Origin of the sequence: Pararhizobium sp. A13 (assembly GCF_040126305.1) — a bacterium.
Classification (GTDB): Bacteria; Pseudomonadota; Alphaproteobacteria; order Rhizobiales; family Rhizobiaceae; genus Pararhizobium.
In genome coordinates, this window is the sequence record NZ_CP149510.1 from 2,841,330 (window position 1) to 2,866,480 (window position 25,151).

Annotated in this window: 23 protein-coding genes; 16 read left to right on the forward strand and 7 right to left on the reverse strand. The window is 59.7% G+C overall.

The genetic code is table 11. The features are described 5' to 3' along the window. Positions 1-99: 99 nt before the first annotated feature. Positions 100-2,175 carry a DNA topoisomerase IV subunit B gene (gene parE / locus WI754_RS14070; protein WP_349434053.1) on the reverse strand — a complete coding sequence of 692 codons (2,076 nt, stop codon included), beginning with the start codon at positions 2,173-2,175 and terminating at the stop codon, positions 100-102. A gap of 243 nt (positions 2,176-2,418) precedes the next feature. On the opposite strand from parE, the gene WI754_RS14075 reads away from it, so the two are divergent. The 6 genes from WI754_RS14075 (at position 2,419) to WI754_RS14100 (ending at position 9,234) form a co-directional block, all read left to right on the forward strand. Continuing rightward, complete coding sequence (locus WI754_RS14075) at positions 2,419-3,303, forward strand: alpha/beta fold hydrolase (protein WP_349434054.1); 885 nt, start codon at positions 2,419-2,421, stop codon at positions 3,301-3,303. A gap of 128 nt (positions 3,304-3,431) precedes the next feature. Next, complete coding sequence (locus tag WI754_RS14080) at positions 3,432-4,874, forward strand: UbiA family prenyltransferase (RefSeq protein ID WP_349434055.1); 1,443 nt, start codon at positions 3,432-3,434, stop codon at positions 4,872-4,874. Further along, positions 4,871-6,193: an FAD-binding oxidoreductase gene (locus WI754_RS14085; protein ID WP_349434056.1), complete on the forward strand. Its 1,323-nt coding sequence runs from the start codon at positions 4,871-4,873 to the stop codon at positions 6,191-6,193. Before WI754_RS14080 ends, WI754_RS14085 begins: the two co-directional genes overlap by 4 nt. Positions 6,194-6,287: 94 nt before the next feature. After that, positions 6,288-6,743 carry a transporter gene (locus tag WI754_RS14090; protein ID WP_349434057.1) on the forward strand — a complete coding sequence of 152 codons (456 nt, stop codon included), beginning with the start codon at positions 6,288-6,290 and terminating at the stop codon, positions 6,741-6,743. After that, a complete protein-coding gene (locus tag WI754_RS14095) occupies positions 6,740-7,750 on the forward strand; it encodes an NAD(P)-dependent oxidoreductase (RefSeq protein WP_349434058.1) in 1,011 nt (336 codons plus the stop codon). Before WI754_RS14090 ends, WI754_RS14095 begins: the two co-directional genes overlap by 4 nt. Positions 7,751-7,767: 17 nt before the next feature. Next, a complete protein-coding gene (locus WI754_RS14100; protein WP_349434059.1) occupies positions 7,768-9,234 on the forward strand; it encodes an aspartate aminotransferase family protein in 1,467 nt (488 codons plus the stop codon). A gap of 54 nt (positions 9,235-9,288) precedes the next feature. On the opposite strand, the gene WI754_RS14105 is transcribed toward WI754_RS14100, so the two are convergent. The 3 genes from WI754_RS14105 to WI754_RS14115 form a co-directional block, all read right to left on the reverse strand. Next, on the reverse strand, positions 9,289-9,810 hold the full coding sequence (locus WI754_RS14105) for an OmpA family protein (RefSeq protein ID WP_349434060.1): 522 nt from the start codon (positions 9,808-9,810) through the stop codon (positions 9,289-9,291). Between the two features lie 233 nt (positions 9,811-10,043). Then, positions 10,044-10,625: a YceI family protein gene (locus WI754_RS14110; RefSeq protein ID WP_349434061.1), complete on the reverse strand. Its 582-nt coding sequence runs from the start codon at positions 10,623-10,625 to the stop codon at positions 10,044-10,046. Next, complete coding sequence (locus WI754_RS14115) at positions 10,622-11,227, reverse strand: cytochrome b (protein ID WP_349434062.1); 606 nt, start codon at positions 11,225-11,227, stop codon at positions 10,622-10,624. The genes WI754_RS14110 and WI754_RS14115 overlap by 4 nt, the downstream gene beginning before the upstream one ends. Before the next feature lie 188 nt (positions 11,228-11,415). Here WI754_RS14115 and tpiA point away from each other — a divergent pair, with 188 nt between their 5' ends. The 3 genes from tpiA (at position 11,416) to WI754_RS14130 (ending at position 14,615) form a co-directional block, all read left to right on the forward strand. After that, positions 11,416-12,186 (forward strand): triose-phosphate isomerase, encoded by a 771-nt coding sequence (gene tpiA, locus WI754_RS14120; protein WP_349434063.1) that lies wholly within the window; start codon positions 11,416-11,418, stop codon positions 12,184-12,186. A gap of 203 nt (positions 12,187-12,389) precedes the next feature. Next, positions 12,390-12,833: a preprotein translocase subunit SecG gene (gene secG, locus WI754_RS14125; protein WP_349434064.1), complete on the forward strand. Its 444-nt coding sequence runs from the start codon at positions 12,390-12,392 to the stop codon at positions 12,831-12,833. A gap of 144 nt (positions 12,834-12,977) precedes the next feature. After that, positions 12,978-14,615 (forward strand): CTP synthase, encoded by a 1,638-nt coding sequence (locus WI754_RS14130; protein WP_349437818.1) that lies wholly within the window; start codon positions 12,978-12,980, stop codon positions 14,613-14,615. 225 nt (positions 14,616-14,840) lie between these two features. On the opposite strand, the gene WI754_RS14135 is transcribed toward WI754_RS14130, so the two are convergent. Continuing rightward, positions 14,841-15,536: a TetR/AcrR family transcriptional regulator C-terminal domain-containing protein gene (locus WI754_RS14135; RefSeq protein WP_349434065.1), complete on the reverse strand. Its 696-nt coding sequence runs from the start codon at positions 15,534-15,536 to the stop codon at positions 14,841-14,843. Between the two features lie 196 nt (positions 15,537-15,732). On the opposite strand from WI754_RS14135, the gene WI754_RS14140 reads away from it, so the two are divergent. Then, a complete protein-coding gene (locus tag WI754_RS14140) occupies positions 15,733-16,221 on the forward strand; it encodes a RidA family protein (protein WP_349434066.1) in 489 nt (162 codons plus the stop codon). A gap of 342 nt (positions 16,222-16,563) precedes the next feature. Continuing rightward, the gene (locus WI754_RS14145) at positions 16,564-17,259 is read left to right on the forward strand and encodes an alpha/beta hydrolase (protein WP_349434067.1); all 696 of its coding nucleotides are present in this window, start codon (positions 16,564-16,566) and stop codon (positions 17,257-17,259) included. Here WI754_RS14145 and WI754_RS14150 read toward each other — a convergent pair. Then, positions 17,244-18,116 carry a LysR substrate-binding domain-containing protein gene (locus WI754_RS14150; RefSeq protein WP_349434068.1) on the reverse strand — a complete coding sequence of 291 codons (873 nt, stop codon included), beginning with the start codon at positions 18,114-18,116 and terminating at the stop codon, positions 17,244-17,246. The two genes, WI754_RS14145 and WI754_RS14150, sit on opposite strands and share 16 nt — an antisense overlap. A gap of 98 nt (positions 18,117-18,214) precedes the next feature. Here WI754_RS14150 and WI754_RS14155 point away from each other — a divergent pair, with 98 nt between their 5' ends. The 5 genes from WI754_RS14155 (at position 18,215) to WI754_RS14175 (ending at position 24,106) form a co-directional block, all read left to right on the forward strand. Continuing rightward, positions 18,215-19,111: a DMT family transporter gene (locus WI754_RS14155; RefSeq protein WP_349434069.1), complete on the forward strand. Its 897-nt coding sequence runs from the start codon at positions 18,215-18,217 to the stop codon at positions 19,109-19,111. A 93-nt stretch (positions 19,112-19,204) separates the two neighbouring features. Then, positions 19,205-19,792 carry a LysE family translocator gene (locus WI754_RS14160; protein WP_349434071.1) on the forward strand — a complete coding sequence of 196 codons (588 nt, stop codon included), beginning with the start codon at positions 19,205-19,207 and terminating at the stop codon, positions 19,790-19,792. A 264-nt stretch (positions 19,793-20,056) separates the two neighbouring features. Then, positions 20,057-20,761 carry an amino acid racemase gene (locus tag WI754_RS14165; RefSeq protein ID WP_349434072.1) on the forward strand — a complete coding sequence of 235 codons (705 nt, stop codon included), beginning with the start codon at positions 20,057-20,059 and terminating at the stop codon, positions 20,759-20,761. Positions 20,762-21,718: 957 nt separating this feature from the next. Next, positions 21,719-23,440 (forward strand): GH32 C-terminal domain-containing protein, encoded by a 1,722-nt coding sequence (locus WI754_RS14170; protein ID WP_349434073.1) that lies wholly within the window; start codon positions 21,719-21,721, stop codon positions 23,438-23,440. Positions 23,441-23,533: 93 nt separating this feature from the next. Further along, positions 23,534-24,106: a transglycosylase SLT domain-containing protein gene (locus WI754_RS14175; protein ID WP_349434074.1), complete on the forward strand. Its 573-nt coding sequence runs from the start codon at positions 23,534-23,536 to the stop codon at positions 24,104-24,106. 10 nt (positions 24,107-24,116) lie between these two features. On the opposite strand, the gene WI754_RS14180 is transcribed toward WI754_RS14175, so the two are convergent. After that, a complete protein-coding gene (locus WI754_RS14180) occupies positions 24,117-25,028 on the reverse strand; it encodes a LysR family transcriptional regulator (protein WP_349434075.1) in 912 nt (303 codons plus the stop codon). Positions 25,029-25,151: the final 123 nt, after the last annotated feature.

The window sequence follows — 25,151 nt, forward strand, 5'->3', positions numbered from 1 at the left end:
GTCAGCCAAAACATCGAAAAATCGTTTCCGCTCCGTTAGTTGAAGCGGAAACCTGAATCAATTCAACAGCGTGTTGAATCCAGCTGTGAAGCGACCTGCCTAGATATCAAGGTTTTCCGCAAACACCGCGCGTTCCTGGATGAAGCGGAAGCGGGCATCCGCCTTGGTTCCCATCAGATTGTCGACGGCCTCGCGGGTGCCTTCGAAATCGATCTCGTCGATGGCAACCTTCAGCAGCGTGCGCTTGGCCGGGTCCATGGTGGTTTCCTTGAGCTGCGCCGGCATCATCTCGCCGAGACCCTTGAAGCGGCCGATCTCGACCTTGCCGCGGCCGTTGAACTCCGTTTCCATCAGTTCCACCCGATGGGCGTCGTCGCGGGCATAGAGCGTCTTTGCCCCTTGCGTGATGCGGTAGAGCGGCGGTACGGCCAGATAGAGATGGCCGCCACGGATCAGTTCCGGCATCTCCTGATAGAAGAAGGTGATCAGCAGCGATGCGATATGAGCGCCGTCAACATCCGCATCGGTCATGACGATGACGCGCTCGTAGCGCAGGTCTTCTTCGCGGTATTTGCTGCGCGTGCCGCAGCCGAGCGCCTGCACAAGGTCGCCGATCTGCTGATTGGCACCAAGTTTTTCGCGGCCGGCGCTGGCGACGTTGAGGATCTTGCCGCGCAGTGGCAGGATCGCCTGGTTGGCGCGGTTGCGCGCCTGCTTGGCCGAGCCGCCGGCCGAATCCCCTTCGACGATGAAGAGTTCGGCGCCCTCGGCCGAATTCTGCGAGCAGTCGGCGAGCTTGCCCGGCAGGCGCAGCTTGCGCACGGCGGTCTTGCGGCTGACTTCCTTTTCCTTGCGGCGGCGCACCCGCTCGTCGGCGCGCTCGATTACCCATTCGAGCAGCTTGGCCGCTTCCTGCGGGTTGTCGGCGAGGAAATGGTCGAACGGGTCGCGCAGCGCGTTCTCGACGATGCGTTGCGCTTCGACAGTCGCCAGCTTGTCCTTGGTCTGGCCGACGAACTCCGGCTCGCGGATGAAGACCGACAGCATGCCGGCGGCCGAAATCATCACGTCTTCCGTCGTGACGATTGCTGCCCGCTTGTTCTGCGTCAGCTCGGCATAGGCCTTGAGCCCCTTGGTCAGCGCGATGCGGAAGCCGGCCTCATGCGTGCCGCCTTCCGGCGTCGGGATCGTGTTACAGTAGGAATGCACGACGGAATCGCCGCCATACCAGGTGACAGCCCATTCCAGCGCCCCATGACCGCCGGTCTTTTCGGTCTTGCCGGCAAAGATTTCCCGGGTGACGGTAAATTCCTTGCCCATTGTCGCCTGGAGATAGTCCTTCAGGCCGCCGGGGAAGTGGAAGACGGCCTTTTCCGGCGTCTCCGTGCCTTCGATCAGCGCGGGATCGCAGGACCAGCGGATTTCGACGCCGCCGAACAGATAGGCCTTGGAGCGGGCCATGCGAAACAGCCGTGCCGGATCGAATTTCGCGTGCGCGCCGAAAATCTCCGGATCCGGATGGAAGCGTACCTTGGTGCCGCGCCTGTTCTGGATGTCGCCGAGCTCCTCCAGCCCGCCCTGCGGAATGCCGCGGGAAAAGCGCTGGCGGTAGAGCTTGCGGTTGCGGGCGACCTCGACCTCGAGAATGTCCGACAGCGCATTGACGACCGAGACGCCAACGCCGTGCAGACCGCCGGAGGTCTCATAGACCTTGCTGTCGAACTTGCCGCCGGCATGCAGCACCGTCATGATTACTTCGAGTGTCGACTTGCCTGGAAATTTCGGGTGGTTCTCGACCGGAATGCCGCGGCCGTTATCGGTGACGGAGAGGCAGCCTTCCGCATCGAGATAGACGTCGATGAAATTCGCGTGTCCAGCGACCGCCTCATCCATCGAGTTGTCTATGACTTCAGCGAACAGGTGATGCAGCGCCTTTTCGTCCGTGCCGCCGATATACATGCCCGGACGGCGGCGCACCGGCTCCAGCCCCTCGAGCACCTCGATGGCCGACGCATTGTAATCGCCATTGTCCGTTTTCAGCGCAGGCGTGGCATTGGTGCGCTGTTCAGCTGTCGGCTCGGCGACGACCGGCGTAACCGGCTTCGGCACAACGGGTTCCGTCGCACGCTTGGGTTTCTCGGGAAATGCTGAAAAGAGATCGTTGCTGTCGGTCATAGTCTGTTCAGAGGTCTTTCCGTGGTGGCGACTTTTCGCACGATCAAGGTTGCGGATGAAGCCGCCATGAATGTCTGCGCGAATCGCCGGAATTCTGCCAGACTCTTGGCGTCAGAGCGACCGACCTCGCCATATCGTTCGGCCGGATGCCTGCATATACACCAATCGCGCCTTCAATAGCGTCAACTGTTGCGTTTCGGAAGGCCCGATGGCAAGGCCTGGACCAAAAGAGGAACATCCCGAATGCACCTGTCCACAGCTCATTTGATCTTTCGCAGCCTTCTCGCCTGCGCCGCGATGGCCGCTCTGACTTTTCCAGCTGCGGCCGGACAGCTGAAGCCGTTCAAGGACGAGCTGTTTTCCTATGGAATCGTCCTCGAAACGGTGGATGGCGGCGACTACCGTGTCGTCGACTACCAGGAGATGCGCGATATCAACGGCCGCGATCAGGTTCCCGAGCGCAGGGCAAAGCGCGCCTATGTTTCGCTGGGCGTGAAAAGCGAACAGGCCAACGAGACAATCGACGCGGCAGGACGGCCACTCGATGTTACCCGTGTCGGCCGGGAGCGCGGTGCGGCGTTTTCGGTGATTTTCATCCATGGCCGGGGCGGCGACCGGCGCCTGGGGGCCAACGACTGGTCCTTCGGCGGCAATTTCAACCGCCTCAAGAACCTCGCCGTCGAAAACGGCGGTGTCTATTATGCGCCGAGCGTCCGCTCCTTCGACGACAACGGCGTGGCCGACATTGCCGGACTGATCGCCCACGCGCAGCAGCAATCTCCGGGTCGGCCGGTGGTGCTGGCCTGCGCTTCGATGGGCAGCTTCATCTGCTGGGGCATCTCGCGCAATCCACAGGCGGTAGCGGCTCTCAACGGCATGATGATCATGGGTGGCCCCACCGATCAGACGTTCATGAAGAGTGCCGCCTACAAAAAGAAACTCCCGATGTTCTTCAGCCATGGCAGCGCCGACAGCGTCTACGCCGCAGCCGATCAGATCGCGCTCTACCGATCGCTGAAAACGGCTGGCTATCCGAGCCGCTTCGTCCTGTTCCAGACCGGATCGCACGGAACGCCGGTTCGCATGACCGATTGGCGCGATGCGTTGAACTGGATCGGACTTGATTGAATTCTCTTATTTATATCGGGGAATCGTTAACCACCGCAGTAGTTTGATACTCGTGAAGCGTGCACTGTTTGCTTTTCTTAAAGCTGATCATGGGACTGTCCCGGCACGTATTCTCGGGGTTTGATCTTATGGATGCTCGCACTGAAGCACGGCATATTCCGCTGTGCGTCGATCTGGACGGCACGTTGCTTGCGGCCGACACGCTCTGGGAGGGCGTGGCGATTATTCTTTTGCGCAATCCGCTGATGCTGTTTGCTGTTCTGTACTGGATGTCCAAGGGTAAGGCGCGGCTAAAATATGAAGTCGCGGCCCGCTCCGGACGCCAGGCAGCGGACTGGCCCTATCGCGAGGCGGTCCTCAAGCGCCTGGAGCATGAGCGCGAGACCGGCCGGCAGGTGGTCCTCGTCACCGGCGCGGCGGAAAGCGTTGCACTCGGGGTCGCAGCCCATGCTGGCGTTTTTTCGTCCGTTCTCCACAGTTCCCCGGAAATCAACCTCACCAGTCGCCGCAAACGCGAAAAGCTGATCGAGCAGTTCGGCGAGGGCGGTTTCGACTACATGGGCAACAGCCGCGACGACGTTCCGGTGTTCGACGCAGCCCGCAAGGCGATTGTCGTCGCGCCGGACGCCGCTGCCGAGAAATGGCGCCGCGCGCACGACGCCGAGCGGCTCGACATCGGCAAGACCAACCGTCTCGCAGCCTTGAAGTCGATCCGCGTGCATCAGTGGGCAAAGAACGTGCTGATCGGCGTGCCGATGGTGCTCAATCATGACATCCTGCATCTCGATGCGGTGATCAACGTCATCCTCGCCTTCTTCGCCTTCAGTTTTCTCGCTTCCGCCGTATACGTGATCAACGACCTCTCCGACCTTACCAATGATCGGCGCCACCCAACGAAGCGCAACAGGCCGTTGGCGAGCGGCCAGATGTCCGTGCCGATGGGGCTGACGATCGCACTCTGCCTTCTCGTCGCGTCTCTATCGCTGACGGCTGTCTTGCCTCATGATTTCGCGCTCGTGCTTGGGTTTTACGCCGTCGCGACCACCGCCTACACGTTCGTGCTGAAGCGCAAGCTGCTGGTGGACGTCTTCACGCTGGCCGGCCTTTATACGGTTCGTATCGTTGCCGGTTCCGCCGCCACGGACACGGTGCTATCCTTCTGGCTCCTGTCCTTCTCGATCTTCTTCTTCCTCAGCCTGGCGCTGGTGAAGCGTTATGTCGAGCTCGATGAATATGATGGACGCGAGGGTAACCAGGTACCCGGGCGCGGCTATGTGGCCGTTGATTTCGAAATGGTCGGGCAGGCCGGCGTTTCCTCGGCCTTTGCCTCCGCGCTGGTGCTGGCGCTCTATATCCACAGCAAGGAAATGCAGGAGATGTACACGCTGCCCTGGGCGCTGTGGCCGCTTTGCCCGCTGGTGCTCTATATGCTCCTGAGGATCTGGATGCTCGCCCGCCGCCGCATGCTGCACGAGGATCCGGTCGTGTTCATCATGCGCGACTGGCGCAGCCTTGTGACGATGGCGCTGGGCGCCATGCTCATTCTCGCAGGTACGCTGGGCCCGCAATGACCGATGGTGATTTCGACAGCTGGGGGCGGATCGACTGCCATCCCCGTAAAAGCGTATCGCCGGATGTCTATGAGAACCTGCGATACGAGGCGGCGTCCGGCGCCTTCCTGCCTTTCGGCAATGGCCGATCCTACGGCGACAGTTGCCACAATGACCAGGGCGCCCTGATCGACAGCCGCTTGCGCAGCCGCATCCTCGGCTTCGATCAGGGGACTGGAATTGTCTCGTGCGACGCGGGCGTCACGCTTCATGCCATCCTCGGACAGGCGATCCCGCACCGCTTCTTTCTGCCGGTGACGCCTGGAACCGCCGCGGTGACGGTGGCCGGCGCGGTTGCCAACGACGTTCACGGCAAGAATCACCACGCGCGTGGCACATTTGGCAGGCACATCCTGCGATTGACGCTGCTGCGCTCGACCGGCGAATTGCTGACCTGCTCGGCAACGGAAAATCCCGAGCTGTTTCGCGCCACCATCGGTGGCATGGGGCTGACCGGGCTGATCCTGTCGGTCGATCTGCAATTGATGAAAGTGCCGTCGCCCCATATCCAGCGACACGCAATCCGGTTCGACCGCCTTGAGGACTATTTCGGCATGGTCGAGCGGGTGGATGGCGAGCATGAATATTCGGTAGCCTGGATCGACCAGCTGGCAACGGGGAAGCGCGCGGGCAGAGGCGTCCTGCTTGCCGGTGACCACGCGGATGCGTCCTGCGAATTTCCCGATATGCCACGCTCCGCGAAACTCTCGGTGCCGTTTTCCCCACCGTTCAATCTCTTGAACCGGGTGACGCTGAAGGCATTCAACGAATTCTACTTCCGCAAGGAAAAACGCGTCGAAACGGTTACGACCGTAAAATGGCCGGGCTATTTCCACCCACTGGACGCCATCGGCCAGTGGAACCTGCTCTATGGACCGAAAGGTCTTTACCAGCATCAGAGCGTCTATCCGGCGGACAATGCGGCGGAGATCACCGCCCGGCTGATGGAAACGGCGCGCCAGGCCGGCCATGCCTCCTTCTTGACCGTTCTGAAGAAGTTCGGCGAGCAACGGTCGCCAGCACTTTTTTCATTTCCGCGGCCCGGTTTTACGCTGACGCTGGATTTCGCCAATCAGGGTGAACAGACGCTTAAGCTCCTCGACAGGCTCGATGCCATCGTCATCGAGGCCGGCGGCGCCATCAATCCCTACAAGGATGCCCGCATGAGCCCGCAAACCTTTGATTCTTCGTTCCCGCAGTGGCGGAAACTTGAAGCGCTGCGCGATCCGGCAATGGTCTCTAATTTCTGGAAAAGAACGGCCTTGGCTTTGCCGAAATGAGAATAGCGACAATTTGAATTAAATAAATACGGGAATTTCACGGAATTTACGGCTCTTGCGTGTAGGTATCGCGGCGGGAACAGGAAACATCGACATGAAGTATATCGTATTCATTCTCTTCACCGTGCTTACCAATGCGGCCGCACAGCTCATGCTGAAACAGGGCATGCTGTCGCTTGGACCTTTGAGCTTCACGGCTGATACTTTTATTGCCCGCATCTTCCAGGTGGTCTTCACCCCCTGGGTCTTCGCCGGACTTGCGACCTTCGTCATTTCGATGGCGTCGCATCTCTATGTCCTGTCGAAGGTGGAACTTTCCTTCGCCTATCCATTCCTCAGCCTCGCCTATGTGGCAGTGGCCGTCTTTGCCTATTTCGTCTTCCGCGAGGACCTGAATGCCTGGCGCATCGCCGGCATTGCGTTCATCTGCGTCGGAACAATCCTTATTGCCCAATCCGGTATGTCTGGGGCAGGCATGCCTTCCCATGACGGCCAGTCGTCGCTGGAAGCCGCGGGCGCAAAAACAGCAAAAATCGGGAGCGCATCATGAAGCATATCATTTTCGGCGGTGACGGCTTTGTCGGCCGCTATCTGGCTGAACGCCTCGTGCAGGACGGAGAAGACGTTCTTGTCGCCGATATCGTCAAGTCCGATCTGCCACATTATGCCCGCGCCCGGTTCGTGCGCTGTGACGTGACCGATGCGGACGACGTGATGAAGGTCGAGATCGGCCCGGACGACATGGTCTACAACATGGCGGCCAAGATGCTGTCGCCGTTGCAGGTGCGTGCCAAGCGCTGGGAATTCTTCTGGCCGGTGAATTACTACGGTGCCGAAAACATCATGAAGGCGACGGCCAAATCCGGCGCCAACCGGCTGGTGCAGTTCACCACCGACATGATCTACGGCCACACCGTACAATCGCCACAGACGGAAACCCATCCGGCCAACCCGCTCGGTGAATATGGCAAGTCGAAATGGGCGACCGAACAGCTGGCGGCCGAATGGCGCAAGCAGGGCATGAACATCTCGATTTTCCGCCCGCGCCTGATCATCGGCCCCGGTCGTCTCGGCATCCTGGAAAAGCTGTTCAAGCTGATCGACGCAAACCTGCCGGTGCCGATGATCGGTTCGGGCAAGAACCCGTATCAGTTCATCTCGGTGTTCGACTGCGCCGAAGCAGCCCGGCTTGCCTGGGAGGGCGGCGTGCCGAACGAGGCCTATAATCTCGGCTCCGACAGCCCGCCATCCGTGCGCAAGCTGCTGGGCGACCTGATCGTCCATGCCGGTTCGAAATCGTTTCTGCTGCCGACTCCGGCGTTTGCGGTGAAGGCGACGCTCGCGGCGTTCGATTTCATCAACATGCCGATCATGGACCCGGAACAATACTTGATCGCCGATGAAATGTGCATTCGCGAAACCGGCAAGCTGAAGCGCGAACTCGGCTGGAAAGCTGAGTACAATGATGGCGCCATGCTGATCGCGGCTTACGACGAATATCGCGCCAAGAAGGCCGGAAAAGCTTACGCGCACACGTCGACTGTGCCGGCGGAATGAACGAGGGGATCACCACAATGCTCGATAAGCCAGCCCGCGTCACCGTCGACGCGCCCGCCATTGATGCCCCTGCTCTTGGCGGCGGCATCAGGAAGCCTGACCTCATCACCGTCGAACAGGCCAAGACCATGAGCCTTGCCGACATGACGACGCTCTTCAAGGATCACCTGAACCCGGGTCAGCTTCACTTCATGAAGTTGCTCGGCTTCAACAAGGTGAAGGTCGAGAGCGCCGAGGGCATGTACTACACCGACCAGAACGGCCGGAAGATCCTGGATTTCTTCGGTGGCTTCGGTTCACTCGCCTTCGGCCATAACCATCCGCGCATCCTCTCGGCCCGCAAGAAATTCCAGGACGAAAACCGTCACGAGATCGCGATTGCCTTCATGTCGCAATATGCGTCGGCGCTCGCCAAGAACCTCGCAGCCATCGCGCCGGGCGACCTCGACATGGTCTTCCTCGGCTCCTCCGGTTCGGAAGCGATGGAAGCGGCGCTGAAGGTGGCCGAGCGTGCCGCCGGCCCGAAGCGTCCGCGGATCGTCTATGCCGAGAACTCGTTCCACGGAAAGACCAAGGGTGTGCTGTCGATCACCGACGGCCCGCTGTATCGCGGCGAGTTCAAGCTGCTCGACAACAATGTCAAGGTGCCGTTCGGCGATATCGATGCCATCCGCAACGCCTTCGAACGCGATCCGACCATCGGCGTTCTCGTGCTCGAAACCATCCAGGGCGGCGGCGGCATCATCTCGGCCCCGCCGGATTTCTGGCGCGAGGTGCGTGCGCTCTGCGACAAGCATGGCGTCATCTGGGTCGCCGATGAAGTCCAGTGCGGCATGGGCCGCTCCGGCCGCTTCTTCGCCTTTGAACATGCCGGCGTCGTTCCGGATGTGACGGCGCTTGCCAAGTCGCTTGGCGGCGGCAAGTCGGCCATGGCCGCGATGATCGCCAGGCGCGACGTCTACATGAAGGCCTATGGCACGAAGAATACCGCGATGATCCACGCCCAGGCCACGTTCGGCGGCATCGGCGAGGCGTGCATCACCGCGATCGAAGGCCTCAACATCATGTACGACGAGGACTTGATCGAGAATGCGGCAGTGCAGGGGGACTATCTGCTGGAGCGCCTGAATACACTGAAGGCGAAATATCCGAAGATCATCAAGGATGTCCGCGGCCAGGGCCTGATGGTTGGCCTGGAATTCCAGGATTTCAGCCAGACACTGCCGATGGTCCTGCGCCCGGTCGTCGGCGTGCTTGATGACAAGCTGAAGGGCTCGCTCTCGGGATTCATCGGCGCCCTGCTGCTGAAGGACTACGACACGCTCGTCGCCTTCACCGAGTACAATCGCAACGTCATCCGGCTCGAGCCGCCGCTGATCTGCGAACGTCAGCATGTCGACCAGTTCGTCGATGCGCTCGACGATTTGCTTGGCCGCGGCATTATCCGCATCGTCAAGGATTTCATTGGCAGCCAGTTCGGCTGAGTTCCCGTGCATTCCCAAAAAAGAGGCCCGGCATTCGCAATGCCGGGCCTCTTCTTATTTGAGTGTCGAAATCTCGACCCGGCGGTTGCGGCCGTCCTCCGGGCTGTCCGGAAAGAGCAGGGCGGTTTCGCCGAAAGCGCGCACGACCAGCCGCTGCGGGGCGATCTTGTAGTGCGAGACCAGATACTGCGTCGCCGAGGCGGCGCGTGCCCGGCTGAGCTGGAGATTGTCGCCGTCTGCGCCGGTCGCATCCGTATGGCCGCCGATCACGAAACGGTAGGTGGCCAGCTCGCTCGATTGCAGCGCCTTGCCGACATTGTCGAGAAGCCGTTGCGCTTGCGGCGTCAACTCGGCGGACCCGAAGTGAAAGTTGACGGCGAGATTGACCGTTGCCGCGAGCTTGTCGCCATAGCTGTTGATCGTCGCCAGTTCCTTGGCGCCGACGATCTTCAAGCCGCGTGTCTTCTCCTTCTGCGCCAGGACGGGATCGAGCGAGCGGACAAGAACATCCGGCGTTGCCGTCGTCAGCACCTCCTGAGCGCTTGCCGCCGCCGGAAGAATGCTGAAAGTCAACATCAAGGATGTGAAGAGTTTACAATGCATTGATCCGCCCCGAGTTGGCCGGGCCATGAAATAAACGAGTCATTGTCAATTTTTTTGAAGGATAAGAGCCCATCTATACACCGTCAATTCCCAAGTGGGATGCTGGATTTCCGGCGCATTATGGGATTTGAAATGTTTACAGGCTTGTTACCGTGGTAACAAGCCTGCAGATGCTGGAACGACATGCCGCCGGAGCGCAGCTGATCCTAATGCTTCTGACCATTCACTGTCATGTCGAATTGCACGATGTTGGAGTAGATCGGCAAACCGGCAGACATGCTGTAGCGGTCGCGATAAATGCCCCCTTGGATATGAAAGCTGATGACGCGGCGGTTCCATTTCGTCAATTTCGCGCTGAAATGCTCGGTTTTGGTCGTGCCCTTTGCCGTCAGCTTGCCCTCGATCTCGGCAGTGTCTTCGCCGGTCTGGGTGATCTTCGTCGAGCGGAACACGATTTCGGGATAGTTGGCAGTATCGAAAATCGCTGACGAGCGCAGAAACTTCTCAATGCGCGGCTCGCCGGTCTGCACGGTGTCGGGGAAGAGCGAGAATTCGACCACCGATTTGCGGATGTCACTGCCATCCAGTTGGAATGTGCCGGAAAACTTGCCGAATTTTCCAGAGATGCCGCCACCGCCGGTTTGCGCGACCGAGAAATTGATCTGTGATGATCCATCGATATCGTATCGCCCGGCTGCGTCATCGAGCGAGGGCGCACGCGCTTGAGCGCTTGTCGCCACGAGGACCAGCGCCCAGGCGGCGAGGCATGGTCCGTAAAATTGTCTCATCGATCGGTTCCTTCCGGCTGTTGATGGGCGTTGGACGCCGCACCCCGCCGAAATATTCCAAGCATCCGCCGCAAAACCACGTCCCGGTGCCAGAAGTGATGCAGGAAAGCGGCGCCCGCATGCAGGGCCACGAGACCGGCCAGGCCGTAGGCGAGCCAGGCATGCGCGTCGCTCCAGAATGTTTCGGCAGCCTCCGACTTTTCCATCGGCAGATGCGGAATCAGCACGCGGTTGAAAAACAGGGTTGGAATATTGAGCGTCGAGGTCGAGGCGATCGCCCAGCCGGCCAACGGCACGGCGATAGTCAATACAAGGAGAAGCGCGTGGGTCACCGAGGAGCCTCGCCTTTCCAAGGCGGAAAGGCTGGCAACGGGGTCCGGATGGATATTGGAGAGCCACCAGATGAGCCGGATGAATGCCAGCGCCAGCGCCGTCATGCCGAAGGATTTATGCCATTGATAGAGAGAGAACTGCAGTTCCGGATCGATATCCGGCCGGGTCATGACGTAGCCCAGGATGATCAGACCCACGATGAGGAGGGCGATCGCCCAGTGGAGGACGATCGTGCCCCATCCGAAAGTATCCTGCCGGTTGCGTAGCATCGTCGGTCTCCGGTTATGCAATAGCAAAAGCCAACAATCGTTCTTTGGTGATCGTCGGGCAAGCGGCAGCGTCATCACAGTTTCGATATCGGAGCGTCATGGATCTCTCTCGCTCAGCGGCGCTTTCCTTTGCCCGGCATATTTGCTAGGCCGTTGCCGGGAAACGACTATTGCAGTGAGGAGATCGCATGACGCCCGAAATACGACCGCTTGTGGCCGGAAACTGGAAGATGAACGGTCTGCGGGCGTCGCTCGACCAGATCAAGGCGATGGCGGAAGGCGTCAAGGGCGAGTTGTCCGAAAAGGTCGAGACGTTGATCTGCCCGCCGGCGACGCTGCTCTATGTGGCAACCGCCCTTTGCGATGACAGCCCGCTTCTGATCGGCGCCCAGGATTGCCATGAAAAGGCCTCCGGCGCCCATACCGGCGATATCTCGGCCGAGATGATCGCTGATTGCTTCGGCACCCATGTGATCGTCGGCCATTCCGAGCGCCGCACCGACCATGCGGAGACCGACGCGCTGGTGCGCGCAAAGGCCGAAGCGGCGTTCGCCGCCGACCTAGTGGCCATCATCTGCATCGGCGAGACCGGTGACGAGCGCAAGGCAGGCCGGACGTTGGATGTCCTGAAACGCCAGCTCGCCGGTTCCGTACCCGACAGCGCCACCGCCGAAAATACCGTCATCGCCTATGAGCCGGTCTGGGCGATCGGCACGGGCCTGACGCCGACGGCCAAGGATGTCGAGGAGGCGCATGCTTTCCAGCGTTCGGAGCTTGCCGCGCGGTTTGGCGCGGCCGGGGCGAAGATGCGCATTCTCTACGGCGGATCCGTCAAGCCGGGCAATGCCAGGGAATTGATGGGCGTCGCCAATGTCGATGGCGCGCTGATCGGCGGAGCGAGCTTGAAAGGCGAAGACTTCCTCGCCATCTACCGGGCGTATGAAGAATTGACGGCTTAAGTTCGCCGAACAGCGGGCAGGGGCTTTTATTGCGCGGTGGCTTGGTATATGCAGCCGCCAACACTAATTTTCCCGCGTGGTGCGGGCGCTGAAACCTGCCTTGGTTTCCGTGCGTCTCCCATGCTGGGCGATCACTCGATTGCGCGTCGGTTCCGGGCTCCCCACAGCCGGGCGAGGCGCGATCCAAGGCAGGACTGGACAAAATGCAGACCGTATTGCTTGTCATCTATCTCATGGTTGTGCTGGCGCTGATCGGCGTCGTGCTCATTCAGCGCTCCGAAGGCGGCGGTCTCGGCATCGGCGGCGGTTCCGGCTTCATGTCCGCCCGCGGCACTGCCAATGCGCTGACCCGCACCACGGCGATCCTTGCTGCTCTTTTCTTCGTGCTGGCCCTGGGCATGGGCATTCTCGCCCGTTACCAGCCGGATGCGACCGACGTTCTCGACCGGATCCCCGGCACGACCAACAACGGCAAGGGTGTTCTTGATTCGCTCGGCGGTGGCACCACCCCGCCGGCCGGTCAGACCCCAGCGCAGTCTGGCGCGAATACCCAGACGCCGGCAACCGAGACCCCTGCGACGCAGACCCCGGCATCGACCGAGACCAAGCCGGCAACGTCCAGCTCGGATGTTCCGACCGGCCAGTAAGGCCAATGCAAGATTGAACCGCCGGCGGAAGCCAGTCTTCCGCCGGTTTTCTTTTGTTTGAATTCTGCCGCCTGAGCCTTTTGAACGGAAAAATTCTGGAAGATGAATTTTTCGGTGGCGGAATCATTTTTGAAACGGTATCCGGTGAAGCCCATGGCGCGATATGTATTCATCACTGGCGGCGTGGTTTCTTCCCTTGGAAAAGGGATTGCCGCAGCCGCTCTCGGAGCGTTGCTGCAGGCCCGGGGCTACCGGGTGCGGCTTCGCAAACTCGACCCCTATCTCAACGTCGATCCAGGCACCATGAGCCCGACGCAGCACGGCGAAGTGTTCGTGACCGATGACGGCGCGGAGACGGACCTCGATCTCGGTCACTACGAGCGCTTTACCGGCCGCTCGGCGACCAAGACCGACAACATCACCACCGGCCGCATCTACAAGAACATCATCGACAAGGAACGCCGCGGCGATTATCTCGGCGCGACCGTCCAGGTCATTCCGCACGTCACCAACGAGATTAAGAACTTCGTCACCGAAGGCAATGACGACTACGACTTCGTCATCTGCGAGATCGGCGGCACGGTCGGCGATATCGAGGCGATGCCGTTCATGGAGGCGATTCGCCAGCTCAAGAACGATCTGCCGCGCGGCACCGCGATCTATGTGCACCTGACGCTGATGCCGTATATCTCGGCGGCCGGCGAACTGAAGACTAAGCCGACCCAGCATTCGGTCAAGGAACTGCAGGCGCTCGGCATCCATCCCGACGTCCTTTTGGTGCGCGCCGATCGCGAAATCCCGGAAGCCGAGCGCCGCAAGCTGTCTTTGTTCTGCAACGTCCGCCCGTCCGCCGTCATCCAGGCGCTCGATGTCGCCTCGATCTACGACGTGCCGATCGCCTATCACAAAGAAGGCCTCGACAATGAGGTCCTGGCCGCTTTCGGCATCGAGCCGGCGCCGGCGCCGCGCATTGAAAACTGGGTGGACGTCGCCAACCGCATCCGTACGCCGGAAGGCGAGGTGACCATTGCCATCGTCGGCAAGTACACCGGCCTCAAGGACGCCTATAAGTCGCTGATCGAGGCGCTGTATCACGGCGGTATCGCCAACCGCATCAAGGTCAAGCTCGAGTGGATCGAATCGGAAGTCTTCGAACAGGAAGACCCGGCACCGTATCTGGAAAAAGTCCACGGCATTCTCGTGCCCGGCGGTTTCGGCGAGCGCGGCTCGGAAGGCAAGATTCTGGCTGCCCGCTTCGCCCGCGAGCGCAAGGTGCCGTATTTCGGCATCTGCTTCGGCATGCAGATGGCGGTCGTCGAAGCGGCCCGCAACCTTGCCGGCATCGAAAAGGCCTCCTCGACGGAGTTCGGCCCAACCGGCGAGCCGGTCGTCGGCCTGATGACGGAGTGGGTGAAAGGCAACGCGCTGGAGAAGCGCGCCGCTTCCGGCGACCTCGGCGGCACGATGCGCCTGGGCGCCTACAAGGCAAGCCTCAAGAAGGGCACCAAGATCGCGGAAATCTACGGTTCGACCGAAATCTCCGAGCGTCATCGCCACCGCTACGAAGTGAATGTCGACTACAAGGACCGGCTGGAGGCCTGCGGCCTCGACTTCTCAGGCATGTCGCCGGACGGCGTTCTGCCGGAAACCGTCGAATACCCGGATCACCCGTGGTTCATCGGTGTCCAGTACCATCCCGAACTGAAAAGCCGCCCGCTCGACCCCCACCCGCTGTTTGCGAGCTTCATCGAGGCGGCTGTGGAGCAGAGCCGGCTGGTTTGACGATTGTAAATGTGCAGACGTAAAGCCGGCCGCTGATCCAAATATGGAATCCAGCCTCAGGATGCCAGACCCGCTCACAACAAGGCGTTGCGAGCGGGTTTTTCCGTCAGGATATTCTTTTGAGGTATCTTGGGAGACTGTCGCGGCAGTACCCCCGATACCCACGGCACTAGCGCGGAATGTCGAGTTAATCCGGCACCGTCTCGTCCAGGAAATGACGAATATTCATTGTCTCGGAGCGAGGCCATCAAGCAGGAAGTCGAGGCCTTTCCTGAAAGCGCCGTCCCAATCGTTATCCAACAGCAGACGAGAGCGTTCGATTGTCGGGTAGTGTTCGCTGAGACGTGTAAGGCGCTGCTGCGCGGCGGCCCTGTCGTCGTCCGAGAGGTCGAAGCTCGCCCGGGTGATGGTGGCGCCCATCACATAGTTCCAGAGCGACCATATCGCGACGTTCAGATCTGCGTCCGCTACACCGGCTCTGGACAAGGTCTTGCTCAGTAGTTCTAGGCGACCGAGGATGTTCGGGCCGAGCGCCCGGCGCGGCAACAGCGATGCCGACCAAGGATGGCGCAGCATGCTGGCGCGCCAGTCTTCGAGCATATGAACGACTTCCCCGCGCCAGTCTTGAGACTCGACTATTTGCGGCGGACCGCGATATTCGAGCACCGAGTCGAGCGCCAGATCAAAGACCTCCTCTTTGTTGTCGACGTGCCAATATAGGCTCATCGCTCCCGAGCCGAGGCGATCGGCCAGCCGACGCATCTTCAATCCGTCGACTCCTTGGGCGTCCAGCAGTTCTACCGCGGTCGCCACGATACGTTCCAGAGAGAGAGGCGGTTCACTGCGCGGCTCCTGCGCGGACTGTGACACACTTATCCGTTGAGACCGTTTGCTCTGCGCGCCGCTACGTTTGGTTGCCATCCGTCTTCCTTGCTGATCAGACCGTCTGATTTAAGCCGACAATCGACGAATGTCGATCCTGACCGATTGACTCGTACGACGTACGATGCAATTGAATCGTACGTCGTACGAGCCGCTTGTATGGCGATGGGTTAAAGTTCAATCCTGCCGGCTGCGAGGGTACGTTTCTCGCGGTCCGCAGAGCCAAGAGAAAATCATGTCACGCGCAATCAAGCATCTGCTTATCGGAGGGCTAATCATCATGACCATGGGAGTTCCCACCGCGACGACAGCGAATGAGAATGATCTCAAGCTGACCATCGTCAATCCCAAAAAACTCTATGACCCGACGCCGAATGGCTACAGCACGGCGGTGATTGTGCCCCGCGAAGCCCGGGTGGCCTACATCTCCGGACAGGGCGGCCAAGACATCACTGGAGCCTTGTCGCCCGATTTTTCGGTCCAGGTGGAACAAGCATATGCGAACCTGCGCACTGCGCTTGAAGGAATCGGTGCGAAATCGGATCAGGTCGCCAAGCTCACGGTCTTCGTGGTCGATCACGATATGTCCAAGCTTGAGGTGTTGACCAAGAACGTCAAGGCAATGTTCGGCGAGGCGCTGCCGGCGCAGACTCTGATTCCCGTTCCCAAGCTTGCAATTGACTCCATGCTCTTCGAGATCGAAGCCGTCGTCATTCTGGAATAGTGGCGGCGACGGATCAGGCGCGGTTGCCAACTGTGATACCGGGTAGCGATGGGTACATATGGGGAACGTCGTCGGGCCAATATGCAAGCCATGTCCGCTCGTGGCGCATTTGGGACCTCAGCCAAGGTCACGAGATGGCCTCAGGGCGGACGCTGATCATACTGGCGCAGTCCACGTTTGGCTGCGGAAAATGGTCACGGAAGTGGTGCGTAATGCCTAATTTAAACGCCGCTTAGCTTTGTCGGGAAGCGTGGCTGGTCATGAGTGACCGGAATGCTATGATCTTCAGCGATGCACTCTCGGGATGACGTCGCGCATCGCCATCAACAGAAAATTACAACAATGCATATCGTAATTGTCTCCGGTTTTATGACTGACGCCGAACTTTGGGATGATGTCTTGCCGTCACTTCAAGCGTTGGGGTCGGTCACCCATGCCGATGTGAGCCGCGCGGCGACGATCCTCGAAATGGCCCAGCACGTCGTAGCAGGTGCGCCAGAGCATTTCGCGATAATCGGGTTTTCAATGGGCGGCTACGTGGCACGAGAAGTCGTGCGCCTCGCGCCGGAGCGTGTTCAGGCGCTCGTTCTCGTCGCAACCTCGGCCCGTGCTGATACCCCTGAGCAAGCAAGCCGTAAATTGGCTTCGGTCAAAGCCGTGAACCCTCTTCGGTTTCGTGGCCTCAGCCGGACGGCCGTGCTCGGCTCGCTGCATCCAGATCGCGCCGGGGACGAACCTATGATTGAGCGCGTGCGAGCGATGAGTGAACGGGTTGGTGCAGAGGTCTTCATGCGACATGCCGCACAGGTGCGTGAAAGCGATCTTGAGCACTTGGCCGCCATTCACTGCCCTACACTCATTGTCGCGGCTGATGGAGACGCTCTGCGCAGTCTTGAGGAAGCCAGAGAGCTAAGGGACGGGATTGAGGGAGCTACACTGACCATGGTTGAAAAGTCTGGCCACATGATCCCGATGGAGCAGCCGGAGAAGTTGGCTGCCGCCGTCGCTCCCTGGCTCCATCGTCAAGTGCCTACATAATCAAGACCCATGTGCGACAGATCACGTCTCAGCGTATTATAGAGGTGGTCAACCGCCGCACCATCAGACAACGGGTTTCGAACAATCCCGATTTCCAGGTCGTCGAGCGTTGGAAGCCCTTCGTTTTCCCCTATTATCCTCAGCGAGTCCGGCACGCTGCATAACGCCAATGCGGCTACGGAGAGTCCGGTCTGAACGATTGTCACCAAGCCAAGCAGGCTGGGACTTGAATAAGTGCACCGATAGGCGCGGTCATTGTCGGCAAGTGCGCGGAGAACATGGGCGCGTGCGGTAGAGTTTTCGAACAAGGCGACAGGTAGCGGATCAGTTTCCCAGGCCATATGCGTCAAAGACGAAACCCATACCAACCGTTCACGCCTCAATATCTCTATCGGCTGGTTCGCTTTTCGGGTGACGATTGCCAGATCGACGCGGTTTTCGCGAATGGCCAAATTGAGTTTGTCGCTTGGTTCGCAGACGAGGTCGACAGCAATCTGCGAATGTTCGTTTGCAAACCGTCTCAGGACTTTGGGAAGCAAGGATGCCGCGTAATCATCAGGAACACCGAGACGAACGCTTCCAACATCCGACTTCCCTGTAACGCTGGTCCACGCCTCATCAGATAGCTTCAGAAGGTGGCGTGCAAACGCCAGGAGGTCGTTGCCAACCGCATTCGGAATGACTGCTTTGGGAGTCCGGACGAGAAGCTGTTTCCCAATGGATTGCTCCAATCGCTGCATCTGCATGCTGACGGCGGACTGGCTGCGCCCGACGCGCGGGGCGGCGTTCGTGAAGCTGCCGGTCTCGGCGACGGCGACGAAGGTGTTCAGGAGCTCTAGGTCAAGGATTTTGGTCATGGCGCTATCAGCATATCGAATAACACTCACCAAATCTATTCGTTTGATTGGTGAGTGTGCATTCGTAAGGATGGGGGCAGACCTGATTGGAGACTTGAATGCCAGCGCCCATAGAACGCCGATCTGCAACGATAAAGCTCGCAGTCGGCATGGCCATCATTGGAACCGTCGGTGCCTTTGGCGTCGAATCCGGCGTTGACGCTGTCACCATCGTATTCTGGCGCAGCGTGTTCGGGACGGTGTTCCTGTTGGTCTGGTGCCTGATATTTGGCTACTTGCCTGACAGGTCGCTTTCTCTCCGGAAGCTCGCCCTCAGCGCTGCCGCCGGGTCCTGCCTTGTTTTGAGCTGGGCCGCATTCTTCGCAGCCATCAGCATGACGTCAATTGCAACGACAACCATCGTCTTCCACATCCAACCCTTTTTCGTCGTCCTGATCGGAGCCCTTCTTCTCAAGGAACGGGTGACGCGGGATCAACTTTTGTGGATGACGGCCGCCTTTGTCGGCGTCATCCTCGCCAGTGGTCTAGGCTGGTCATCGGGGTCTGTCGACCGTGTATGGATGCTCGGGATAGGCGTGACGATATTGGGAGCACTTTGCTATGCGATCACCGCAGCTCTTGGGAAAAAACTGGGTGACCAAAGACCAGAAGTCACCTCGCTCTGCCAGACGATAATGGGCGTTCTGATCTTCGCCCCGTTCGTTCATTTCGCCCAATCCATTTCGCTCCCGTCGTGGGGCTGGCTTGTCGGCATTGGCATCATTCATACGGGCATCGCGTGGGTTATCATCTACTCCGCCTATCCACAGCTATCGACCCCGGTCATCGGCATATTGAGTTTCGTCTATCCGATTGTCGCCATCGTCATCGACTGGGCGGTCTACGGCCATCCCCTTGGTTTGTCACAAGCGACCGGGATGCTTCTCATCGCGATCTCGACGCTTGGCGTACGCCTCGGATGGCGGATCAGGATGCGGACAGGGGCGACCGCCTGATGCCCCAGGGATGACTCCAAAGTGTCAGGCGACGATCTTGTATTCGAACAAACTGGGTGAGGCTAGGCTGTGACTGTGAGTTGGATTTTATCTGTGGTCTTCTTTGCCGTGGCTTCATCCGGGTCGCCTGGACCGAACAACATGCTTCTGACGACAACCGGCGCAAACTACGGCCTCGCGCGTTCGTTGCCGCACGTCTTTGGCACGGGTGTCGGCATCTGTCTCATCCTGCTGGGGCTGGGTATGTTTGGCAGCCAATTGTTGGAGAATGAGACCTTTCGGAACATGCTGAAGTGGGGTGGCGTTGCCTACCTCGCTTGGCTCGCTTTTAAGATCGCCACGAGCCGTCCCAACGCAGCATCGCAAGGAGATGCGGATAGCGCCCAACCCCTGACCTTCGTTCAGGCAGTGCTGTTTCAAGCGCTCAATCCGAAGGTCTGGTTGGGTGGCGCAAGTGGCATCCTGACCTACGGCGCGGTGTCAGACGGGTGGAGCGCCCTGGCGATGAGCGTCGCATTCGCGCTTCTGTTCGCATCGATCAGCATGCCCTGCGGCGCAAGCTGGGCGCTGATTGGCGCATCGGCCCGCCACGTGTTGCGTTCGGACCGTGCTCTGAGGATATTCAACATCGCGATGGCGATCTTGCTTCTCGCTTCGCTCGTTCCAGTGGTGCTGAACTGATGGGGCGTAAAACAAAAACTCGATCAGCGCAGACAATTTGGCCGCTCTCCTGCCCTACGCTAAACCGGCTCCGAGCTTGACGGCAATGCCCCTCAAGGACAGCACGTCGGTCGCGATGGTCGGGCAGCAATCGCGATTTGATGAGCTGGGAAATGTTAGCGTCGGTGGATCGTGTGTCGCTTACGTCGATGGCAATCTGGCGTACGAATTTCCTCAAACCGTCTTGACCCGGCCATCAGTCGCTAGCAACACTATGGAGTTAAAATGAAAACCATCGGTATAGTTGGCGGTGTCGCTTGGCCCAGCTCGATCATTTACTATCAGACCATCAATGAACTGATAGCGAAGCGAATGGGCGGCAGCGGTCGGCATTGTGCAAAGCTGGTAATGGCCCAGACAGACTTCGATGAAGTCGAAAGTAGACAGGTTGAAGGCCGATGGGATTTGGTCGGAGGTTTGATCGCTGAAGAGGCCAACAAGCTAAAGGCGGCCGGAGCGGATTTCTACATCGTCGCCTGTAACACGGTCCATACAGCGGCTGATGTGTTTGAGGCACGGGTTGACCTGCCGTTTATTCATATCGTCGATCCGGCAGCTGAGCAGGCACTGGCGAGCGGGTTCAAAACAGTCGGATTGCTTGGCAGCAGGTATACGATGACAGGAACGTATTTTGTTGACCGGCTGAAGGATCGCTATGGCCTGAAGGTGCTTGTCGCAGAAGGTGAGCATGAAGCGAATGTCCACAATGCTCTCTATGAGGAACTGACCAAAGGAGTCTTCCGGCCGGAAACGCGGGTCAAGTTCAAGGCTGCCTTGGAATCTCTAGCCAGCCGAGGCGCGGAGGTCATTATTCTGGGCTGCACCGAGTTTGGCATGCTCATTAAGGCAGAGGACAGCCCGGTCCCCTTAATTGACACAACAATTGCTCACGCCGAGGCAGCAGTCGAGAAGGCACTGCATTCTGATTGAACTCAACGTCAGCAGTCGTGGAGGCGGCGTGGTATAGGAGCGACAGACGCGGTGGCTTAAACTCGCCCTTTACTTGTCGCGCCCGGCGCTGAAGAAAGCGTTTAATCGGATCACGGGTGGCATTTTCGTCGGTTTTGCTGCGATGCTAGTCTGAGCGCGGCTCTGATAGAAACCTAGTAACGACCGCTTCGCGGCGCAAAGCAGAAGAACGCGTCGCATAAATCCTTAACGGTAATACTGGCTCTGAAATCATAAGGGATATCGGTCGCAAATACCGCCGAGACCGCCCTTGCGACCTCTCCGGTTTGCGACCAGGCGATGTCTTCCCTGCGAAAATTCATCCCCGCCGATCCCCGAAAATCCCCGCCTGGAAAAGCCGTGCGATGATCATGGCGTCCTGTCGCGGATACACCGCAAGACGTTTGCGGCGAGCCAGGGCTGGCACTCCACGGGAAACCTCGTGGCTTCGATGAGGAGGCTGCGAACGTCAGGCGGACCGGAAGGAGAGCCCCCGGAAAATGGATCCCCTCCGTCCTCTGGGGCGGGCGTGCCTGTGGGCACACATGTCGGGATGGGAAGCGTGACGTACCGGAGCTGCGATGCTGAATGCCGGCACCGGAGACCTGCGATACGACGATCGTCCCGAGGCAGAGGGTCCGAAGTCGGGGTCTGTAGGGAGGAAAGCTCCCGAGAGAACGCCAAACGGGGCGCTGGAAGGCGTCACATATACTTATTCATTAGAGACGGTTTCCAGTGCCCGTCCGATTGAGTGCATGTTTGAAAAACCACGGCGGCGGCGCGCGGGGATGTTTTCGGCTGTCTTCCGCTTCGGATCGTCTTCTTTACATCCCGCTCCTCGGCACTAGGTCGTCGTTAGATGCGAGCTTTCGGGAAAAGCGTGAGGCGGTTTTTCGTTTGGAATTGCTGCTACGCGCCGGATGAAGGAGTGGAACGGAGATGGCGAACGATATCGTGCAGGTGGTCGAGACGCTTCGGACGTTGCGGGCCGAGGTGCCGGTTAGCGCGACGCTGCATGTGTGGTTGAAGGCGACGCGCAGCGATGAGCCCGGCATGATGGCCTTCATTCTCAATGGTGAGAAGATCGGTGAGGTGTCGGTCAGCAACTCCGAGGAATACGTCTTCCGCACCTTCATCGCGGTGAGCGGCGGTGATCTCTCCTGCGTCTACGATACCGCAACCACGGCTGTTTCCGTCGCCTACGTCTTCAATGCGGCGGAGGTTGTCGACAAGGGCATTACGGTCATGCACACCAGCGTGGCCAACGCGCCGGCGCCGGTGCCGCACGGTTATCATTTCCGCCCGCCCTTCGGCTGGATGAACGATCCCAACGGTTTTGGCCGCTTTGGCGGGCGTCCGCATCTGTTCTATCAGCACTATTCGCACGGGCTTCGCTGGAACACGATGCATTGGGGACATGCTATCTCCACCGATTATGTCCATTGGCATCACATGCCGATCTTCCTCTTTCCCTCCGAGGACCTGACAGCCCGCCCGGATCGGCGCGGCGGGGCCTTTTCCGGCTCGGCCATTCCGCTGGAAAACGACGCGGGCATCCGTGTTTTCTTCACCGAGCAGGTGAGCGAACGGATTCCGGAAACACAGATCCAGTTGACGGCGACCTCGCACAACATCATCACCGCCAGCCAGGCCGAGGTGATCTTGGCAAACCGGCCGTCCGGTCTAGGACTAACGCTCGATTTCCGCGACCCTTACGTGGTCAAGGGCCCCGACGGTCTCTGGAAAATGGTTCTTGGCAGTCTCAGCCATCAGGGCGGCGTCATCCTGCTTTACGAGACGGATGATCCGGCGGCCGCGACAGGCTGGCGTTTCGTCGGCACGCTGCTGCTGGAAGAAAGGTTCGGCACGGCCGTCATCGAATGTCCCTGTTTGATCCCGCTGGATGGACCGGCGGACGGAAATGAGACCCGTTGGGGACTGATCTACGGCCTGATGAACAGCCTCGAAAAGAAGACGGGACGCAAGAATTTGACCCTCATTGCTGTCGGTCGGTTCGATGGCGTCCGATTCCATCGCGAATTTGAACAGGAAGTGGATTTCGGGACCGACAACTATGCCTTCCAGGCTTTTGTCGACCATGGTACGGCGGTCGGCATCGGTTGGCTGGCAAATTGGGCCGATGTTTCCCATACGATCGATTTTCCCACGGCCATGACCCTGCCGCGCAATCTTCTGCTGCAAGGCAACGAAATTTTGACGCCGCCCGTCCCGGCGGTCGAGACTTTGCGGGCGGGGCTGATCGATGAAAGCCGGCTGATGGCCGGAGAGGTGGTGGCGTTTGACAATGGCGTCGTCGAGATTGTTATCGACCTGACCAAGCCGGGCGCCACCTTCGAACTGGTATTTGACCATCTGTTGGTTACGCTTGGCGTCAGTGTCAGCGAGCAGGGGCTGTCCATCAACTATGCTGCGCGGGAGCAGGAAACGGGGCCGAGCTACATCGCTGCCGGTGCGAAACCGCAGAGCCTGCGCATTTTCCTCGATGTCGGCTCGATCGAGGTCTTCGCCGACGGCGGCCGCTGGGTTGGAACGAAACGGATCGAGGGCTTCGAGCCGGTGCAGTCCGTCCGTGTCGCCTCGGGTGTGGGTGCCATCCGATCGGCCCGCATCTATGCGTTGAAACTGAATCGTGCAGGCTGAAGGCAGGCCAAAACATCGCTTCAAAATTTATCTAAAAACGTCTCTTTAACGTTTACCGGTTAGTAATCTCTCCAAGTGTGAGAGATCTGAGCGATGCGTATTGCGTTTATCGTCGCCCTTCTGCTTCTGGCGGGGTGCGCGACCGCGCCGAGAGAAACAAGAAACGCCTGCGCGATTTTCGAGCAGCGCGATGGCTGGTTCAACAACTGGCGCCGGGCGGCCGAGCATGCGGAGCGGCAATATGGCATTCCCGTGCCGATCCTGATGGCGACGATTTATACCGAATCCGGCTTCCGCCCGAATGCCCGGCCGCCACGCACGAAGCTTCTCGGCTTCATTCCCTGGAAACGCCAATCGACGGCCTATGGCTTCTCGCAGGCGCTGAACGGTACGTGGTCGCAATACAAGCGGGAGACCGGCCACTGGATGGCACGCCGGACGAAATTCTCCGACGCGGTCCATTTCGTTGCGTGGTACCACAACCAGAGCAGCAAGAAGAACGGCATTGCCCGCAACGACGCCTACAGTCTCTATCTCGCCTACTATCTGGGAGATGGCGGTTATGCGAAGGGCGCCTGGCGCGGCAATGTCCAACTTCAGCGCGCCGCGCAACGCTCGGCAAATATTGCCCGCACCTATGCCCGGCAGTTGCGCTCCTGCGATTGACCCAGATGCCTTACTTTGAAAACGCAGGATCCCAATAGGGCGGGATGCCGAACGCGGCACGCAGATGATCGGCGAGCGCCCGCAGTTTGACGGAGGGGCGCCGGCCTTCCGGGTGCGCGATGTGGATATATTCGAGCTCGGGCTGAACGCCGATGTCGATGGTTTCAAGTGTGCCCGCTTCCACCGCTTCCCCGACCGCGAACATCGGCACAAGCGCAATCCCCAGCCCGGCGACGGCCGCGTCCCTTATCATGTCGCCATTGTTGACGCCGAATCCCATCTGCCCGCGGACGAGGACTGTCCCGGCGGCAGTAGGAAAGCGCCAGTCGGCGACGCCGCGGTTGGTGTAGAAGATGCCGCGGTGCCGTTCGAGCTCCTCGATGGAACCCGGCTTTCCATTTTCCCTGATATAAGCCGGGGAGGCGACGAGCACCCGGCGGCTCGGCGCCAGCCGCCAGGCCATCAGCCGCGAATCGGCGATCGGTCCGTTGCGCACCACGGCGTCGTAGCCGTCAGCGGCCGCATCAACCCGCCGGTCATCGAGGTCAAGCGTCAGATGAAGCTTGGGATGCGCGGAGAGGAACGGGTAGAGCGCCGGCCCGAGATGCATGCGCCCGAAGGTCACCGGCGCCGAGATCTGCAAGGGGCCTGAAATCGTCCCACGCCGCTCGGCCATGTCGGCTGTCGCCTCCTCGATCTCCTGCACGATGCGATTGGCGCGCCCGAGGAAGGCGTTGCCATCTTCTGTGAGCGTCAGCTTACGCGTCGTGCGGTGCAGGAGCGTTGCACCCAGGCCACGCTCCAGCTCGGCCAGCCGTTCGCTGACCACCGACTTCGATAGCCTCAGACGCCGCGCCGCCTCGCTGATCGAACCGCTTTCAGCGACTGCGACAAAACTTGCAATGCCGTCGAGCTTCATCATCGTTCGGTTTTTCCGGATACGAGTTCCATGATTTGCAGACTAATCCGAACGAAGAAAGAAGGCCATATTCGCTTCAAGCAAGGGGTTTGAAGAGACTGCCAGACGGCGCCTCGGCCCAAAGCA

Coding starts and splice junctions, on each gene's coding strand:
- WI754_RS14140 (WP_349434066.1), top strand. CDS start 15,733: ATGTCACGCGCAATCAAGCATCTGCTTATCGGAGGGCTAATCATCATG.
- WI754_RS14170 (WP_349434073.1), top strand. CDS start 21,719: ATGGCGAACGATATCGTGCAGGTGGTCGAGACGCTTCGGACGTTGCGG.
- secG (WP_349434064.1), top strand. CDS start 12,390: ATGCAGACCGTATTGCTTGTCATCTATCTCATGGTTGTGCTGGCGCTG.
- WI754_RS14175 (WP_349434074.1), top strand. CDS start 23,534: ATGCGTATTGCGTTTATCGTCGCCCTTCTGCTTCTGGCGGGGTGCGCG.
- WI754_RS14180 (WP_349434075.1), bottom strand. CDS start 25,028: ATGATGAAGCTCGACGGCATTGCAAGTTTTGTCGCAGTCGCTGAAAGC.
- parE (WP_349434053.1), bottom strand. CDS start 2,175: ATGACCGACAGCAACGATCTCTTTTCAGCATTTCCCGAGAAACCCAAG.
- WI754_RS14105 (WP_349434060.1), bottom strand. CDS start 9,810: ATGTTGACTTTCAGCATTCTTCCGGCGGCGGCAAGCGCTCAGGAGGTG.
- WI754_RS14075 (WP_349434054.1), top strand. CDS start 2,419: ATGCACCTGTCCACAGCTCATTTGATCTTTCGCAGCCTTCTCGCCTGC.
- WI754_RS14135 (WP_349434065.1), bottom strand. CDS start 15,536: ATGGCAACCAAACGTAGCGGCGCGCAGAGCAAACGGTCTCAACGGATA.
- tpiA (WP_349434063.1), top strand. CDS start 11,416: ATGACGCCCGAAATACGACCGCTTGTGGCCGGAAACTGGAAGATGAAC.
- WI754_RS14085 (WP_349434056.1), top strand. CDS start 4,871: ATGACCGATGGTGATTTCGACAGCTGGGGGCGGATCGACTGCCATCCC.
- WI754_RS14100 (WP_349434059.1), top strand. CDS start 7,768: ATGCTCGATAAGCCAGCCCGCGTCACCGTCGACGCGCCCGCCATTGAT.
- WI754_RS14080 (WP_349434055.1), top strand. CDS start 3,432: ATGGATGCTCGCACTGAAGCACGGCATATTCCGCTGTGCGTCGATCTG.
- WI754_RS14155 (WP_349434069.1), top strand. CDS start 18,215: ATGCCAGCGCCCATAGAACGCCGATCTGCAACGATAAAGCTCGCAGTC.
- WI754_RS14165 (WP_349434072.1), top strand. CDS start 20,057: ATGAAAACCATCGGTATAGTTGGCGGTGTCGCTTGGCCCAGCTCGATC.
- WI754_RS14115 (WP_349434062.1), bottom strand. CDS start 11,227: ATGCTACGCAACCGGCAGGATACTTTCGGATGGGGCACGATCGTCCTC.
- WI754_RS14150 (WP_349434068.1), bottom strand. CDS start 18,116: ATGACCAAAATCCTTGACCTAGAGCTCCTGAACACCTTCGTCGCCGTC.
- WI754_RS14095 (WP_349434058.1), top strand. CDS start 6,740: ATGAAGCATATCATTTTCGGCGGTGACGGCTTTGTCGGCCGCTATCTG.
- WI754_RS14090 (WP_349434057.1), top strand. CDS start 6,288: ATGAAGTATATCGTATTCATTCTCTTCACCGTGCTTACCAATGCGGCC.
- WI754_RS14110 (WP_349434061.1), bottom strand. CDS start 10,625: ATGAGACAATTTTACGGACCATGCCTCGCCGCCTGGGCGCTGGTCCTC.
- WI754_RS14145 (WP_349434067.1), top strand. CDS start 16,564: ATGCATATCGTAATTGTCTCCGGTTTTATGACTGACGCCGAACTTTGG.